At 51.3% G+C, this 15666-nt stretch carries 16 protein-coding genes; all 16 read left to right on the forward strand.

All coding sequences use genetic code 11. The features are described 5' to 3' along the window. The first annotated feature begins 9 nt into the window (after positions 1-9). Genes BMX45_RS01585 through BMX45_RS01660 form a run of 16 tightly spaced genes read left to right on the forward strand, consistent with a single transcriptional unit; the run spans position 10 to position 15634 of the window. Positions 10-534 carry a flagellar biosynthetic protein FliO gene (locus BMX45_RS01585; protein WP_015736321.1) on the forward strand — a complete coding sequence of 175 codons (525 nt, stop codon included), beginning with the start codon at positions 10-12 and terminating at the stop codon, positions 532-534. Beyond that, entirely contained in the window at positions 531-1283 is a 753-nt protein-coding gene (fliP, locus tag BMX45_RS01590) for a flagellar type III secretion system pore protein FliP (RefSeq protein ID WP_009594726.1), read from the forward strand. Before BMX45_RS01585 ends, fliP begins: the two co-directional genes overlap by 4 nt. A gap of 40 nt (positions 1284-1323) precedes the next feature. Beyond that, the gene (fliQ, locus tag BMX45_RS01595) at positions 1324-1593 is read left to right on the forward strand and encodes a flagellar biosynthesis protein FliQ (protein ID WP_009594725.1); all 270 of its coding nucleotides are present in this window, start codon (positions 1324-1326) and stop codon (positions 1591-1593) included. 11 nt (positions 1594-1604) lie between these two features. After that, positions 1605-2393, forward strand: coding sequence for a flagellar biosynthetic protein FliR (fliR, locus tag BMX45_RS01600; protein WP_090908205.1), 789 nt, complete (start codon positions 1605-1607; stop codon positions 2391-2393). 20 nt (positions 2394-2413) lie between these two features. Beyond that, positions 2414-3502: a flagellar biosynthesis protein FlhB gene (gene flhB / locus BMX45_RS01605; protein WP_090908206.1), complete on the forward strand. Its 1089-nt coding sequence runs from the start codon at positions 2414-2416 to the stop codon at positions 3500-3502. A 24-nt stretch (positions 3503-3526) separates the two neighbouring features. Further along, positions 3527-5560, forward strand: coding sequence for a flagellar biosynthesis protein FlhA (gene flhA / locus BMX45_RS01610; RefSeq protein WP_090908207.1), 2034 nt, complete (start codon positions 3527-3529; stop codon positions 5558-5560). Then, a complete protein-coding gene (flhF, locus tag BMX45_RS01615; RefSeq protein WP_090908208.1) occupies positions 5557-6996 on the forward strand; it encodes a flagellar biosynthesis GTPase FlhF in 1440 nt (479 codons plus the stop codon). Before flhA ends, flhF begins: the two co-directional genes overlap by 4 nt. Then, the gene (locus BMX45_RS01620; RefSeq protein WP_090908209.1) at positions 6993-7883 is read left to right on the forward strand and encodes a MinD/ParA family protein; all 891 of its coding nucleotides are present in this window, start codon (positions 6993-6995) and stop codon (positions 7881-7883) included. Before flhF ends, BMX45_RS01620 begins: the two co-directional genes overlap by 4 nt. A 38-nt stretch (positions 7884-7921) precedes the next feature. Next, positions 7922-9256, forward strand: coding sequence for a protein-glutamate methylesterase/protein-glutamine glutaminase (locus tag BMX45_RS01625; protein WP_090908210.1), 1335 nt, complete (start codon positions 7922-7924; stop codon positions 9254-9256). 23 nt (positions 9257-9279) lie between these two features. Continuing rightward, positions 9280-11349, forward strand: coding sequence for a chemotaxis protein CheA (locus BMX45_RS01630; RefSeq protein ID WP_090908211.1), 2070 nt, complete (start codon positions 9280-9282; stop codon positions 11347-11349). A gap of 51 nt (positions 11350-11400) precedes the next feature. After that, positions 11401-11862 (forward strand): chemotaxis protein CheW, encoded by a 462-nt coding sequence (locus BMX45_RS01635; protein ID WP_009594767.1) that lies wholly within the window; start codon positions 11401-11403, stop codon positions 11860-11862. A 3-nt stretch (positions 11863-11865) separates the two neighbouring features. After that, complete coding sequence (locus BMX45_RS01640; protein WP_009594774.1) at positions 11866-12492, forward strand: chemotaxis protein CheC; 627 nt, start codon at positions 11866-11868, stop codon at positions 12490-12492. Beyond that, positions 12485-12982, forward strand: a complete 498-nt coding sequence (locus BMX45_RS01645; protein WP_090908212.1) for a chemotaxis protein CheD — start codon at positions 12485-12487, stop codon at positions 12980-12982. The genes BMX45_RS01640 and BMX45_RS01645 overlap by 8 nt, the downstream gene beginning before the upstream one ends. 2 nt (positions 12983-12984) lie before the next feature. Beyond that, positions 12985-13389, forward strand: coding sequence for a hypothetical protein (locus BMX45_RS01650; RefSeq protein WP_009594747.1), 405 nt, complete (start codon positions 12985-12987; stop codon positions 13387-13389). Between the two features lie 15 nt (positions 13390-13404). Next, positions 13405-14193 carry a FliA/WhiG family RNA polymerase sigma factor gene (locus tag BMX45_RS01655; RefSeq protein ID WP_009594718.1) on the forward strand — a complete coding sequence of 263 codons (789 nt, stop codon included), beginning with the start codon at positions 13405-13407 and terminating at the stop codon, positions 14191-14193. A 31-nt stretch (positions 14194-14224) separates the two neighbouring features. Next, a complete protein-coding gene (locus BMX45_RS01660; protein WP_090908213.1) occupies positions 14225-15634 on the forward strand; it encodes a DUF342 domain-containing protein in 1410 nt (469 codons plus the stop codon). Positions 15635-15666: the final 32 nt, after the last annotated feature.

Below are 15666 nucleotides of genomic sequence, written 5' to 3' on the forward strand. Positions count from 1 at the left end.
ATTCTTCTTATGATGATGGCAGCTTCTGACAGATTGGGCTCAAGTAGTACTACCGGGTATTATTTACAGTTGTTTTATGTCTTTATCGTACTTGCCATCATCATTGCGTTGATCGTGTTCCTGATTCGCTTTCTAGGCAGAAAGAATCAGAGCTGGATGCAGGGCCGCTCCATTCGTACTTTAGGTGCGGTTGGTATGGGCCCTAACAAATCCCTTCAGCTCGTCGAAATTGGGGGCAGCATCTATGTGATCGGAGTTGGCGAAGACGTCCGGTTGGTGGACAAAATTTCTGATCCGGCTGAAGTTGCGCTTATCCAAGCTGCATTTGAACAGGATTCTGGAATACATAATGGGGCACTGCCGCCTTTTATAACGAAACTGGCGGCAAAACTCCGTAAAGACAAACCACCGGAAGAAATGGAGTTGGACGATACATCTTCTTTCCATGAAGTGTTCGAATCCAAGCTGCGCAGCGTACCGAACCGGAAAGAAAAGGTCGAAGAATTGCTGCGGGAGGATCATAAGGATTCATGAATAAAAAGATCTCGTACGCTATCACGATTTTCATCATGTTTGGATTATTGTTTTCCCATACGGCATTCGCGGATCCGATTCCGAACATTGATATTCAAATCGGTAATGAGGGAGATGCACCGGGGACAAGCTCCTTGTCCTTGATACTCCTGATTACCATTCTTAGTATTGCACCGGCGATCCTGGTGCTGATGACAAGTTTTACAAGGATTGTTATCGTGCTCGGCTTTGTCCGTACTTCGCTCGGAACACAGCAAACACCGCCAAACCAAGTGTTGATCGGCCTGGCGCTGTTCCTTACCTTGTTCGTTATGGCTCCCACGTTGTCCTCGATGAACGAGGTCGCGCTGCAGCCCTACCTCAAAGGGGAGATCACTCAAGCGGAAGCGCTGGATAAGGCTCAAGACCCGATGAAGAAGTTCATGTTCGCGCACACACGGGAGAAGGACCTGTTGCTGTTCATGAATTACACCGGCGCGGAGAAACCCGAATCCTACGAGGACATTCCATTAACGGTTTTAGTTCCGGCATTTGCCATTAGCGAGCTGAAGACGGGTTTTCAAATGGGCTTTATGATCTTCATTCCGTTTCTGGTCATCGATATCGTGGTTGCCAGCGTACTGATGGCAATGGGGATGATGATGCTGCCGCCGGTCATGATCTCACTGCCATTCAAGATTCTGCTCTTTGTTTTGGTGGACGGCTGGTATCTGGTAGTGAAATCCATGCTGATGAGCTTTAACCCGTAGCAATAAGCGGCAAGCAATTCGAATACAGGGGGACTAAGCCGTGAGCGCTGAATTTATTATCGGTCTGGCAGGACAAGCGGTCTATATTGTGCTCCAGGTGAGCGCGCCGATGCTGGTTCTCGCACTGGTTGTGGGACTAATCATCAGTATTTTTCAAGCGACAACACAAATCCAGGAACAGACGCTGGCTTTCGTACCAAAAATCATCATCGTTCTTGTAGCGTTACTGCTGTTTGGTCCTTGGATATTAACAACGTTAGTGGATTTTACGCACGGTATTTTGGACAATCTCTACAAATATATCGGATAGGCTGAGTGTCCATGGAATGGTTGCAGCAAAGTTTACCAGTTTTCATGCTTATTTTTTGTCGAATAACATCTTTTTTTGTAATATCGCCAGTGTTTGCTTCGCGCGGTATACCTTCTTCTTACAAAATAGCCCTGTCGGCCATTATCGCCCTGATCGTCTATCTATCGTTCGGGCTCGGGGAAGTGGTTCCGCAAGATCTGTCTTACGCCATCTTAATCGTCCAGGAAGTGCTGGTGGGACTGCTTCTAGGTTTCACTGCTTACCTCATCATGGCTGTCGTCCAAACCGCCGGGGCATTAATTGACATTCAGATCGGTTTCAGCATGGCGAATGTCATCGACCCGTTTACGGGGACGTCCACCCCATTAATCGGGAATTTCAAGTATTATCTCGCTCTATTGGTGTTCCTGAGCATGAATGGTCACCATTATTTGTTTGATGCGATTATGTACAGTTATGATTGGATCCCGATCACGGGTGACGTATTCGGGAAGATACATGGGGGTAACGTAACGGATTTTCTCGTTCGGACATTCTCGCACTCATTTGTATTGGCGATTCAAATGGCGGCTCCGCTGGTGGCAGCCCTGTTCCTGACCGATGTCGGGCTTGGCTTTCTGGCAAGGACGGCCCCGCAGTTCAACGTGTTTGTCATCGGGATCATTATCAAAATCATCGTTGGGCTCGTGCTGCTGATGCTGCTCATGCCGATGCTGGTGTCCCTGTTTGATCATCTGTTTGCCAAAATGTTTGAAGCGCTCCGTGAGCTGCTCGGCGTTCTTGGCGACGAGCCGACTTAAGGAGGATGGAGGTGAAGCGGATGTCATACCGGTATCCGGTCGACTTACAGCTGTTCGCTGGCGAAAAGACGGAGAAAGCCACACCGAAGAAGCGCCAGGATACGCGTAAGAAGGGCCAAGTTGCCAAGAGCATGGAGGTATCGGGTGCATCGGTTTTGCTGGCGGCTTTCTTCTGCCTGTTAATCTTTGGCGGTTATATGAGGGACCGCACCGTTCGACTATTCACCGATATATACATTAATCGGCTCTCCATGAATGTAACGAAAGATAATGTGATGCAGCTGTTCGGGGAATATGGCGTTCAAATCTTGCTTCTGCTCGCGCCTTTGTTCATTTCGATTTTCGTTATAGCGCTGGTCGCTAATTATTTGCAGGTCGGGTTTATGTTAACCGGCGAGACGCTGAAAATGAAGTTCAGCAAAATCGACCCCATCAAGGGGTTCAAGAATATATTCTCGATGCGTTCATTGGTCGAGTTTTTGAAATCGGTCATTAAATTGACCATTATCGGTTACCTCGTGTACAGCACCTTGTGGGCTGCCAGGGAGGATTTGTCCTCCTTGTCGACGATGGGACCCGATACCATCTTTCATTTCGTGGCCGATATCACCATGTCGCTCGGTTTTAAGATTGCCATCGGGCTGATCATTCTGGCCATTCTGGATTACATGTATCAGAAATACGATTACGAGAAAAACATTCGGATGTCCAAGCAGGACATCAAAGACGAGTACAAAAAAATGGAAGGCGATCCGCTGATCAAAGGAAAGATCAGGGAGCGCCAGCGTCGGATGGCACTTCAGCGGATGATGCAGGAAGTTCCGAATGCCGACGTCATCATCACGAACCCGACCCACTTTGCAGTGGCGATCAAATACGACGGGTCCACGATGGAAGCTCCGCAAATCATCGCAAAAGGCCAGGATTTCATGGCCTTGCGGATTAAGGAAATCGCAAAGGAACACGGAATTATAACGATGGAAAACAAGCCGCTGGCACGCGCTTTGTACCAACGGTCGGAAATCGGGGATTCGATTCCGGGAGACCTGTTCCAGGCCGTAGCGGAAGTGCTGGCCTATGTATATAAACTAAAAGGTAAAGCGAAATAACTAGGGACCGGAGGCGTCTGTGCAGTGAAAATAAAAGATCTATCTGTCCTTGCGGGTGTCATTGGCATCGTACTCATGATGATTCTTCCGATCCCGATATGGCTGCTCGATGTACTTCTGATTATCAATATCTCGCTGGCGCTCATCATTTTGCTGGTGGCCATGAATACGAAGGAAGCGCTCGATTTCTCCATTTTTCCTTCCTTATTGCTCATCACGACACTCTTTCGAGTAGCGCTTAACATATCGACAACGAAGCTGATCCTGTCGGAAGCTAACGCAGGCGAGGTTGTTGCCACGTTCGGCAAATGGATTGCCAACGGCGAAATTGCGGTTGGCTTCATCGTCTTCTTGATCCTCGTCGTCGTGCAGTTCATCGTCATTACCAAAGGCTCGGAACGGGTAGCCGAGGTTGCGGCTAGATTTACCCTCGACGCGATGCCGGGTAAGCAGATGAGCATCGATGCGGATCTGAACGCGGGTCTGATCAATGAGCAGCAAGCCAGGGAGCGACGCAGCAAGATCGAGCGGGAAGCCGACTTTTACGGCGCCATGGATGGTGCGAGTAAATTCGTCAAGGGTGATGCCATCGCCACGATCGTCATCATGCTCATCAACCTGATCGGCGGATTTATTATCGGGATCTCGATTCACGGCATGTCGTTCGGCGACGCGATGAGCACCTACTCGATCCTGACGATCGGGGACGGATTGGTCAGCCAGATTCCGGCTCTCCTGATTTCCACGGCAGCGGGCCTGATTGTTACGCGTGCTTCATCCGAAGGAAATCTGGCTGAGGATCTGACGGGGCAGCTCTTCTCATATCCTCATCTGTTGTACATCGTTGCAGGAACCGTCCTGCTGCTGGGGATCTTCACACCGATTCATCTGATCACGACCGCGCCGATTGCACTCATACTATTTATCGCGGCACGGACGATGCAGAACAATTTGGATCGCAAGCAGGTGGAAGTGGAGCAGCTGGAAGAGGAGCAGCAGATTGAAGAGGTGCGAAGCCCGGAAAGCGTGATCAACCTCTTGCAGGTCGATCCTATCGAATTCGAATTCGGGTATGGGTTGATTCCGCTGGCAGACGCGCAGCAGGGCGGGGACTTATTGGACCGTATCATTATGATCCGGAGACAATGCGCGCTTGAGCTGGGACTTGTCGTGCCGGTCATCCGAATTCGCGACAATATTCAACTAAAACCGAACGAATATGTCATAAAAATAAAAGGGAATGCTGTCGGCGGCGGTGAATTATTATTAAATCACTATCTCGCCATGAGCCCGGGATACGAGGACGATTCCGTAACAGGGATCGATACGACGGAACCGGCGTTCGGGCTTCCTGCACTGTGGATTGACGAAGCCATGAAGGAACGGGCGGATCTGGCAGGTTATACCGTTGTGGATCCACCGTCCGTCGTTGCTACCCATCTGACGGAACTCATTAAGAGACATGCCCATGAGCTGATCGGACGCCAGGAAACGAAGGCACTGGTAGACAATATTCGGGAAGGCTATCCGGTCCTTGTGGACGAGCTCATTCCTTCCGTGCTGACCATCGGGGAAGTGCAAAAGGTATTGGCCAAGCTTCTCCGCGAGAAGATCTCCATCCGGGACATGGTTACGATTCTCGAGACCCTTGCGGACTACGGGCATTATTCGAAGGACCCCGATGTCCTTACCGAATATGTAAGGCAGGCCCTCTCACGTCAGATTACACAGCAATATGCTCAAGAAGGAGAGGCGATGCGCGTTATCACGGTCGGACCGCAGCTGGAGAAGAAAATCGCCGAGAGCGTTCAACAGAGCGACCAAGGAAGCTATCTCGCGATGGATCCGGCATCCACGCAGAGCGTGTTTCAAAAGCTCAGTGAGCAGGTCAATCGGATTATTCAGATGGGACAGCAGCCCGTACTGCTGACCTCGCCGGCCATAAGAATGTATCTGCGGCAGGTCATTGAACGAAGCATGCAGGATATCCCGGTGTTGTCCTATAGCGAGCTGGAGCCTAACGTCGAAATTCAAAGTGTCGGAGTGGTGAACTTATGAGAGTGAAAAGGTATATCGTCGACACGATGCCTGAGGCGATGCAGCACATTCGTACGGATTTGGGTGCGGATGCGGTCATACTGAGCACGAAGGAAACCAAGGTAGGCGGATTCCTCGGGATGTTCACCCGTAAGAAAATAGAGGTGATCGCGGCGGTAGAACAGGCGGAAAAGCCCAAGGGCTCTGCCCCGGTCAAGCCCAAAGTTACGCCTTCTGTTCCCTCAGGGGCGGTACCCAAGGCCTACCAGCGAACGGCTGAAATTTCGAAGCAAGGCCCTAAAACCTCCCCGCTTCATATGAATAACGCGGATAATGCAGCGGATGCGCGGCAAGAGGCCGACTATAACCGCTTTGCAGAGTTACTTAGCCAGGTGGCAGCTTCCGAGGAGATTGTGGACAGGCAAAAGGACGAGGTCAGCCAGACGCAGCAGCCTGCAGAGGCTGCTCCGGCAGCGGTACGCAGCGATTCATTTGAAGCCGCTGCTTCTGTTGAAGCAAAGAAACCATCCGGCGGGGGGCAGGAGGAGTCGTTAAGTTCACGACTGGGAATCAGCGAATCCGAACAGAGAGTCCTTGAGGAGCTTAAGGAAATGAAGGAATGGATTGCGCGATTATCCAGGCAGAATCTGGAGGCGCAGCATCTTCCCGAACCGCTGCATGTTATCCGGGATCAGCTGCTGAAGCAGGATCTATCGGCCAAGCTGGCGGAAGAGTGGCTCGCGGCCGCGGAAGATGCCTGGAAAGCCAGCCAAATGCAGATGAGCGAGACCGAGCTTCTGAACGTGATTTACAAGCAGGCCGAGGCGTTCCTTGTGGGACGTATCGGCGATGGCGTTCAGCCCGGGACGCGGATCGTATATGTCGCTGGCCCAACGGGTGTCGGCAAAACAACCACGATTGCGAAGATCGCTGCAGAGCAGCTGTTCCGTAATCAACGCAAGGTAGGCTTCATTACGTCCGATACGTATCGGATATCCGCCGTTGAACAGCTTCGCACTTATGCTTCCATTCTCAATGTGCCGATGGAGGTCGTGCAGTCGCCCGGCGACATGCAGCGAGCCCTTCAGAAGCTTCAGGACTGCGATTTGGTATTAATGGATACGGCGGGCCGGAACTATCGGAATGAGCTGCTCGTTTCCGAGCTTCAAAGCCTGTTCTCCCATTCCGATCAAAGCGAAACTTATCTTGTTCTCAGCCTCACATCCAAGAGCAGCGACATGATCGAAATCGCGGATCATTTCAGCAAATACGAGCTGGATAAGGTCATTTTCACGAAGATGGATGAAACCGGAAGCTACGGCGCCTTGTTTAATCTGATCGATGCTCACAACCTTCGCCTGTCTTATATGACCAATGGTCAAAATGTGCCTGATGATCTGTTGATGGCCGACCCTGAACGGTTATGCCATCTGCTGCTGGGAGAGAGTCGTACATGACGGATCAAGCTCACTCGCTTCGCCAGTTGGTTTCGGCCCAGCAGCCCGGGGAGAGCGCCAAGGCGACCTCCGCAAGAACCGCCAAGATCATAACGGTCAGCAGCGGCAAGGGCGGGGTTGGGAAATCCAATTTCACGTTGAATTTTGCATTGACTTTGCAATCGATGGGAAAAAGAGTTCTGGTCTTTGATGCCGATATCGGCATGGCAAACATTGACGTTCTGATGGGTGTGAGCTCTCGGTACAGCCTGTATCATCTCATTCGCCGGGAGAAGAGCATAGAAGAAGTGATTCAGTATGGGCCGGATAAGCTGCCTTACATTGCCGGAGGTTCGGGTTTGGCGGACATGATGTCCCTTTCCGAGGAAGAGATGGATTATTTCATATCCCAGATCGAGCGCATTGCTTCCGGGATGGACTACATCATCTTCGATACAGGCGCCGGCTTATCCAAGGAAAACATGAAGTTTATTACGTCCGCTGATCAATGCCTTGTCGTTACGACGCCGGAGCCGACGTCCATCACGGATGCCTATGCGTTAATCAAGGTGGTCCACGGCACGGAAAGCAAGGTTCCGTTCAGCCTGATCGTCAACCGTGCAGGAGACGAGGAAGAGGCTCGTGAGGCGGCGGGCAAAATTATTTTGACGGCCCGGCGTTTTCTGGACATCGACATCAAGCTGCTCGGCTCGATTGCCGATGATACGCATGTTGTCCAGTCCGTCAAGCGGCAGGTCCCGTTTACGGCAGCTTATCCGCGGTGTAATGCCTCCAGCGATATCAGACGGATCGCGCTTCGGTACATGGCCGTTCCTGCTGCCGCGGAGCCGGAAACTCCGAAGGGAATCAAAGGATTTATGCATCGATGGCTTAAACGTACGAAATGATTCTTTGGTTGGATTAATGGAAATAGGAGTGGACATCTATGAAGCCTTTTCGTGTGCTCGTCGTGGACGATTCCGCATTTATGAGGAAAATCTTTTCCGATTTCATCGAGCGCGACAAGTCTTTCCAGGTTGTCGGGACAGCCGAGAACGGGCTTGACGCCGTTGAGAAAGTAAAGGAACTGAATCCTGACGTCATTACGCTGGATGTAGAAATGCCGGAAATGAACGGGCTGGATGCTTTAAAGCTCATTATGGATGCGGGCCCCCGTCCCGTTATCATGTTATCCGGCCTTAATGAACAAGGCATGAGGGAGACCATTCTTGCCCTTGAGGCAGGAGCATTTGATTTTATACGAAAGCCTTCCATAACGAATGCGCTTGATATTGAGCAGGTGCGTTCCGAATTGATGAAGCAGCTGAATGCGGCGATGCAGGCTAAACAGCGGAGGGCCTTGTGGGAAGAAGAAGAGCAGAGACGGCGGAGTGCGGACATCACGCTTCCTCTTTCGCCAAAGCCTTCTGAGGCGACGCCGAAAAAGAAGCCGCAGGTGAAAGAAACGAGACCGGCGGCCAAAGGAACGGATCAGCGCGGCAAGCCGGCTGAACCGCTTCGCGTGCCGGGATCCCGCTCGGCCGGGGAGAAGGCGGCTCTCCCGGACGTACGGGAGCTTACCGGTTACAAGCGAAAACGGGTTGAACGCAATCCTGAAGCGGAATCGGCGCCAGCCGTGCTTCCCAAGAACGAAAGCCGCCCGCCGAGAGAGGCAAATACCCAGCCGTCAACGGACCTGAAAGATTTGGTGGCGGTCGGCTGCTCAACGGGTGGCCCAAGAGCATTGAAAGCTTTTCTCGAGCAAATTCCCGGCGACTTCCATGCCCCGATCGTCATCGTTCAGCATATGCCGCCGAATTTCACCAAATCGCTTGCCCAGCGCCTGAATTCATTCAGTCAGCTGGAGGTCATGGAAGCAGAACACGGCATGGCATTGGAGCCGGGCAAGGCATACATTGCCCCGGGCGGCAGCCACATGAGGGTTCATCGCTCGGAAGGCGGTTCATACCAAATCAGGATAAGCCAGGATGAGACCCGAAACGGCCATCGCCCGTCGGTGGATGTGCTGTTCGAATCCCTGCTGCCGTTGACCTCGGTCAAGCGGCACGCCATTCTGATGACCGGCATGGGGAGCGATGGAGCGAGAATGATGAAGGAGCTTTTCGATGCCGGCGTAACATCCACCTTTGCCGAGAGCGAGCAAACCTGCGTCGTATACGGGATGCCGAGATCTGCCGTCGAGCTGGGATGCGTAAGCCACGTTTTGCCGCTTCACGAAATTGCACCGAGGATGGTTCAAGCTGTAAATAACGGAAAGTGAACTTGAAGAGGAGGTGTCTCTCAATGGACATGAATCAATATTTGACAATGTTTATTGATGAGTCAAATGATCATCTGCAATCATTAAATGAAAACATGCTTCAATTAGAAAGCAACCCGGACGATATCGGGATCGTACAGATTATTTTCCGATCGGCTCATACGTTGAAAGGCATGGCGGCAACGATGGGATTTGAAGATCTGGCTTCTCTTACCCACCAGATGGAAAACGTGCTGGATCTTGTCCGGAACGAAAAGCTTAAGATGCAGGATTTTATCTTTGACACGCTCTTCAAAAGCTTGGACGCTCTTGAATCGATGGTGCAGGATATTACCGAAGGCGGCGACGGAAAGGCGGACGTGTCCGCCATTGTAGCCTCCTTGCAGTCCATTGTGCGCGGAGAAGGCGCCTCGGCTAACGGGGGATCTGTCGAAGGGAATAACGCCGCTGTGACCGTTCAGGGAATCGAATTGGATGAGTTTCAATTTTCCGTGCTGGATCAATCCATTTCAGAAGGTCATAAGGTTCTATATATCCAAGTGACATTGCGAGAGGATTGCCAACTTAAGGCGGTTCGGGCCTACATGGTATTCGAAACGCTGGAGAGATCCGGTGAAATCGTCAAGACCTATCCGGACGTTCAAGAGATTGAACAAGGCGAATTCGATCGCGTATTTTCGTTGTATTACATAACGCAAAGAGAAACGCATGATATTGAAAGCCAGATTCTGGGCGTTTCAGAGATTGAAGCTGCGACGGTAGTGGCGCTCGATCATGAATCCTTGCAGCAAATGGTTCAGGAGAGCGCGGCTACAGCCGAAGCGGTGAAGCACGAAGCTCCTTCGGCAGTTCCGACGGCCGGGGGTTCACCGGAAGCCAAAAGCGCTCCGATGCCTGCCAAAGAATCCAAGGCACCTGCGCGTAATGCGGGAGGAGGCAATCCTTCCAGAACGATCCGGGTTGATATTGAACGGCTGGATGTATTGATGAATCTGTTCAGCGAGCTTCTGATTGACCGGGTGCGCCTGGAGCAGCTGGCCAGCGAGTCCAAGAACCAGGAGCTGACGGACACGGTTGAGCATATGAGCCGCGTAAGCAGCGATTTGCAGAACATCGTCCTGAAGCTGCGCATGGTGCCTGTGGATACGGTGTTCAACCGTTTTCCTAGGATGGTGCGGGACCTTGCCAAAACATTGGACAAGAAGATCGATTTGATTATTACCGGGGCCGACACGGAGCTGGACCGCACGGTGATCGACGAGATCGGCGACCCTCTGGTCCACTTGCTGCGGAACTCGGCTGACCATGGGGTCGAACCTGTTGCCGACCGCATAGCAGCCGGTAAACCGGAGACCGGTACCGTGCATCTGCGCGCGTTCCATAGCGGCAACAATGTGTTCATCGAGATTGAAGACGACGGGCGCGGCATCTACCGCGATAAAATTTTGAAGAATGCGCTGGCCAAAGGCGTCGTCACGGAAGCCGAAGCAGCGTCCATGACCGATGACGAGGTGAATCAGCTGCTGTTCGCTCCCGGATTCAGCACCGCCGAGAAAATTTCGGATGTATCCGGCCGCGGCGTAGGGCTCGACGTCGTTAAATCGAAGATTGTTGCCTTGGGCGGTAACGTCACGATCTACTCCACTCCGGGAAAAGGCACCAATTTTTCAGTTCAGCTTCCATTAACGCTGTCCATCATTGCAGCCATGCTGATCCGGATGGGATCTGAGAAATATGCGATTCCGTTATCCTCCATCGTTGAAACGGGCATCATCAAGCGCGGGCAAATCAAACATGTGCACGGAAGCCGCATGATTCAGTTCCGGGAGTCGATGATACCGGTGATCTCGCTTAGCCGTTTGTTTGAAGTTCCGGATTTTGATGAGGAGCGGGAAGAGGAAACGGAGATTGTTGTGATCCGCAAAGGGGATCGTTTGGCTGCGCTCACCATTGATGATTTTATCGGACAAAGTGAAATCGTCATTAAAAACCTGGGCAAATATCTGCCTGCCATACAAGGGGTATCCGGCGCAACCATTCTTGGAGATGGACAAGTGGCTCTTATCATCGACGCAAATGCATTTATCAAATAATGGGTTGCTATCAAGCACGGCAGGCCACACATTCTGAAGGAGGACTTATTCATGGGAGAAGAAATCAAGGTTATCGTCTTTAGACTTGGCGAGGAAGAATACGGCATCGAGGTGGACAAGGTTCAAACCATCGAAAGAATGATGCCCATTACGCGCGTTCCCAAAACCTTTGCTTTCGTAAAAGGGGTTATCAACCTTCGAGGCGTCGTCATCCCAGTGATCAATCTGCGCGGCCGATTCGGTCTGGAAGAGGTTGAAGCTACCGATCAAACACGGGTTATTATCGTAGCGGTCAATGATATGCAGGTTGGCTTTATCGTGGATTCGGCAAGTGATGTGATCGATCTGAATACGGACAGCATTGACTCTCCGCCTGAGGTTGTCGGCGGAATCAAAGCGAAATATCTTCGCGGAGTCGCGAAGGTAGGAGAGGAGCGCCTTCTCGTCATGCTGAATTTGTCCGAAGTGTTGAACAAGAGTGAGATCATTCAGCTGGAAGGCCTTGAGGAGTAGACGGTGGAGCTGTTTAAGCATGGCAAAGAAATCAAAATGGATGTTTTGAAGGAAGTGGGAAACATCGGAGCGGGCAATGCGGCAACCGCCCTCTCCCGTTTGCTTAACAAGCCTATTGATATGGCGGTTCCTAAGGTGCAACTCCTGCCGTTCGAACAGATTGCCGAAAGCGTCGGGGGAAGCGAACAGCTCGTTCTTGCCGTATTTTTACGGGTTGAAGGAAGCGCTCCAGGGAATCTCTTCTTTATTATGAGTCCGGAAGCGGGGAAGAACCTTCTGCTGAATCTGGCGGGCATTGAAGTATCGGAGGAGGAGCCATTCTCCGAGATGGAGCAGTCCGCCTTATGCGAGATCGGAAATATTTTGTCAGGCTCGTACTTATCGTCGCTCGCTGACTTCACCAATCTGTCCATGACCCCCACCGTGCCGGCCTTGGCCATGGATATGGCAGGTGCCATCCTAAGTTATGGATTGCTGCAGTTCGGAGAAATGGGAGACGATGCCCTCTTAATCAACACGACGTTCCTGGAAGGGCAAAACGAGGTGGAAGGCCAATTCTTCCTTATACCTGATCCACAATCATTTGCTCAAATATTCGAAGCTTTGGGAGTGCCTTTAGAGCATGATTGAAGAACAAGCAATAGTGAAAGTAGCCATGGCGGATCTGAACGTCGCAGGTCCAAACGGTATATTGCGTACAACGGGACTCGGCTCATGCGTAGGGCTAACGTTATATGATCCAGTCACGAAGATTGGCGGCATGGCGCATGTCATGCTGCCATCCTCGGCGATTGCCAGGGAGGGACAGCTGAATCTGGCGAAATACGCTGATACGGCTCTTCCGATCCTGCTGAACAAGATGAGGAATTTGGGGGCGTCTCCGGCGCGGATGGAAGCCAAAATGGCCGGAGGGGCTCAGATGTTTGCTTTTGCGGGTTCGGGCGATACGATGCGCATCGGTCCACGGAACGTGGAGTCATGCAAAGCGGGACTCGAGCAGATGGGAATTACGCTGATTGCCGAGGACACCGGAGGAAATTACGGGAGAACCGTTGAGTTGGACTGCGCAACGGGTAAGTTTACAATACGAAGCGTACAAAAGGGCATAAAGGAATTGTAGCTATGATGGGAAAACTCCGTTTTTATCTGATTACCGGAATTGCCGGGTTTGTGTTCACATTTATTTTCTCCATACGTAACAATTTGTGGATGACTAGCATGTATCGGGCGCTGATTGCATGCGCGATTTGGTTTCTTCTGGCGTTCTTGCTGAACTGGATGTTTGCTGCCATTACGGGGCCGCGAGCAGCCGAAAAAGGGGACGCAGGCTCGCAGCGGGAGCAGGACCGAGGAACCGTCCTTGACTTATCCACGCCTGATGAGGATCGGGAACTGATGGATTTGATCCATGCCGAATCCAGCAGCAAAGAGAATGGAGACTTTGTACCGCTGAATCCTCCTAAGCTGGTTTCAACGAAAGATCCTGAAGAACTGGCCAAGGCCGTTCGTCACCTTACGGAAAAATAAGGAGGGTGAAGGCAATTGGACGAACGTAAAACTTCCGTCCTTAACCATGCGGATTTATGGAGCGCATGGAAGGAAGATGGGGACCATGAAGCGAAGAAGAAACTTATCGAATATCATTTGCACATCGTTGATTATGTTTCAAGCCGATTGGCCATTGGTCTTCCAAAGAACGTTTCTAAGGGAGATTTGGCCAGCAATGGGGTAATGGGTCTGATTGACGCCATCGAGAAGTTCGATTACAAACGAGGGCTTCAATTCGAAACCTACGCCTCTTGGCGGGTGCGGGGTGCTATTCTGGATTCGCTGCGCCAAGGGGATTGGGTACCGCGTTCTGTCCGTGAGAAGGCGAAGAAGATTGAAACTGCATATCAGCAGTTGGAACAGAAGTATTTACGCAGCGTCAGTGATTCCGAGATGAGCGATTATCTTGACGTGACCGAGAAGGAGTTCCGGCACATGCTGCAGGAAGTGGCGGTCATGACATTGACATCTTTGGAAGATCCGATCCGCGAGGAGGAGTCTGAGACCCGAATGTCGCTCCTGGTTGATGAGAAAGCGAAGAATCCGGATCACAAGGTCCATGAATTTTATCTGCGAGAAGCCCTGATGAAGGGTATCGGTAAATTAACCCCGAAAGAGCGGACCGTAGTTTCCTTATTATATTATGAGGATTTATCACTCAGCGAAATAGCTGAAGTGATGTCGCTATCACCTTCACGAATATCTCAGCTTCATTCCAAAGCGATTTTGAGACTTCGGGGCGCGCTCGATAAAGATCGGGATTTGCTGATGCAAAACGATTGACGCTTGCCATTTATGAAGGGGGGTTCCTGGATTGTCTGTAGATTATGCATTGGATCAGTACTTTAGCGTTTCGCTATCGGATGACAAGGTCGTCGCCTATATTCAGTTTACCAAGTGGGAGAAGGATTTTTCGTGCTCCGTCGAGGCTCTTGAACAGTTTCTCAGAAGCCATCAGATTCGGTATGGCATTCAATATGATACCTTGCGGCGAATCGCGGACCATGGGGAGGAATATCAATATAGCAGAACGCCGATTGCCATGGGGACGGAACCGACGCACGGACAGAACGGTAAAATTCAATTTACCGTTGATTTCGGGAATGAAACGAATCTGAAGCCGCTGGAGGACGAGGACGGCAAAGTGGACTTCAAAGAAGTGATTCGTTTAAATAATGTAAAGAAGGGGCAGCTGTTGGCTACCCGAGTCCCGCCTACGAAGGGTGTGCCTGGAACTGCGGTCACCGGCGAAGAGATACCGAGCAAGCCGGGAAAGGAAGCACATTTCAAGGTGGGGAAGAACGTGGTAGTCAACGCCGAGAAAAGCGCGATGTACGCCGCGCTTGACGGACTGCTCACCAAAACCGAAAAAGGCAAAATCAATGTGTTCCCGGTATATGAGATTAACGGGGACGTGGATTACAGCATTGGCAATATTGATTTTGTCGGTACGGTGGTCATTCGCGGGAATGTGCTGACCGGGTTCAAAATCAAGGCGGCAGGGGACATTCGAGTCACGGGCTTTGTGGAAGGTGCCGAGCTGGAAGCGGAAGGATCCATTGATATATCGGGCGGAATCATCGGTTATAACAAGGGTTACGTAAAGGCGGGCCAGGACGTCAAAAGTTCGTTCATTCAGGATGGCAACGTCGTTGCGGGTGCCAGCGTATTCGTGTCGCAGAGCATCATGCATTCCAATATACGAGCTGTCCAGAATATCGAATGCAACGGGATGAAAGGGCTCGTGGTGGGCGGCATTCTGCAAGCCGGGGAAAAGGTCGTTGCGCGCACGATCGGAAACAGCATGTCGACGGCTACCGTCATTGAAGTGGGCGTTCTTCCCGAGCTGCGAAATGAACTGGCCGATCTAAGAGCCCAATTGAAGCTTTCGTTGGAGAGCATGGACAAAACCGATAAAGCGCTTTATCTTTTGAACCAGTTAGCTTCCTCTGGACAATTGTCCCCGGACAAGCTGGCGCTGCGAATCAAGCTGAATGCGACCAAAAAATCCAACATGGCAGAGCAAGCCGACATCAAGGAACGCATGCTGGAAATCGAGAAGATGTTGGAAGATACCGGCAAAGCTAAAGTGAATGTGGTAAAGACGATCTACGGCGGTGCCAAAATCGTCATCGGGCGGTACACCCGATTTGTTAAGGATCCCACGCAGCGGGTCTCTTTTTACTATCATGAAGGAGATATCACCATGGTTCCGTTGTTGTAGGAATGCAAGACATTAACCATGCTTGTGGACAT

The sequence above is a fragment of the Paenibacillus sp. cl141a genome (genome assembly GCF_900109305.1).
In the GTDB taxonomy this organism is placed as follows: domain Bacteria; phylum Bacillota; class Bacilli; order Paenibacillales; family Paenibacillaceae; genus Paenibacillus_AQ; species Paenibacillus_AQ lautus_A.

What these genes read in the sequence shown, in the direction of transcription:
- BMX45_RS01585 (WP_015736321.1), top strand. Translation starts at nt 10, where the DNA reads ATGATGATGGCAGCTTCTGACAGATTGGGCTCAAGTAGTACTACCGGG.
- fliP (WP_009594726.1), top strand. Translation starts at nt 531, where the DNA reads ATGAATAAAAAGATCTCGTACGCTATCACGATTTTCATCATGTTTGGA.
- fliR (WP_090908205.1), top strand. Translation starts at nt 1,605, where the DNA reads ATGGAATGGTTGCAGCAAAGTTTACCAGTTTTCATGCTTATTTTTTGT.
- flhB (WP_090908206.1), top strand. Translation starts at nt 2,414, where the DNA reads ATGTCATACCGGTATCCGGTCGACTTACAGCTGTTCGCTGGCGAAAAG.
- flhF (WP_090908208.1), top strand. Translation starts at nt 5,557, where the DNA reads ATGAGAGTGAAAAGGTATATCGTCGACACGATGCCTGAGGCGATGCAG.
- BMX45_RS01620 (WP_090908209.1), top strand. Translation starts at nt 6,993, where the DNA reads ATGACGGATCAAGCTCACTCGCTTCGCCAGTTGGTTTCGGCCCAGCAG.
- BMX45_RS01625 (WP_090908210.1), top strand. Translation starts at nt 7,922, where the DNA reads ATGAAGCCTTTTCGTGTGCTCGTCGTGGACGATTCCGCATTTATGAGG.
- BMX45_RS01630 (WP_090908211.1), top strand. Translation starts at nt 9,280, where the DNA reads ATGGACATGAATCAATATTTGACAATGTTTATTGATGAGTCAAATGAT.
- BMX45_RS01635 (WP_009594767.1), top strand. Translation starts at nt 11,401, where the DNA reads ATGGGAGAAGAAATCAAGGTTATCGTCTTTAGACTTGGCGAGGAAGAA.
- BMX45_RS01645 (WP_090908212.1), top strand. Translation starts at nt 12,485, where the DNA reads ATGATTGAAGAACAAGCAATAGTGAAAGTAGCCATGGCGGATCTGAAC.
- BMX45_RS01650 (WP_009594747.1), top strand. Translation starts at nt 12,985, where the DNA reads ATGATGGGAAAACTCCGTTTTTATCTGATTACCGGAATTGCCGGGTTT.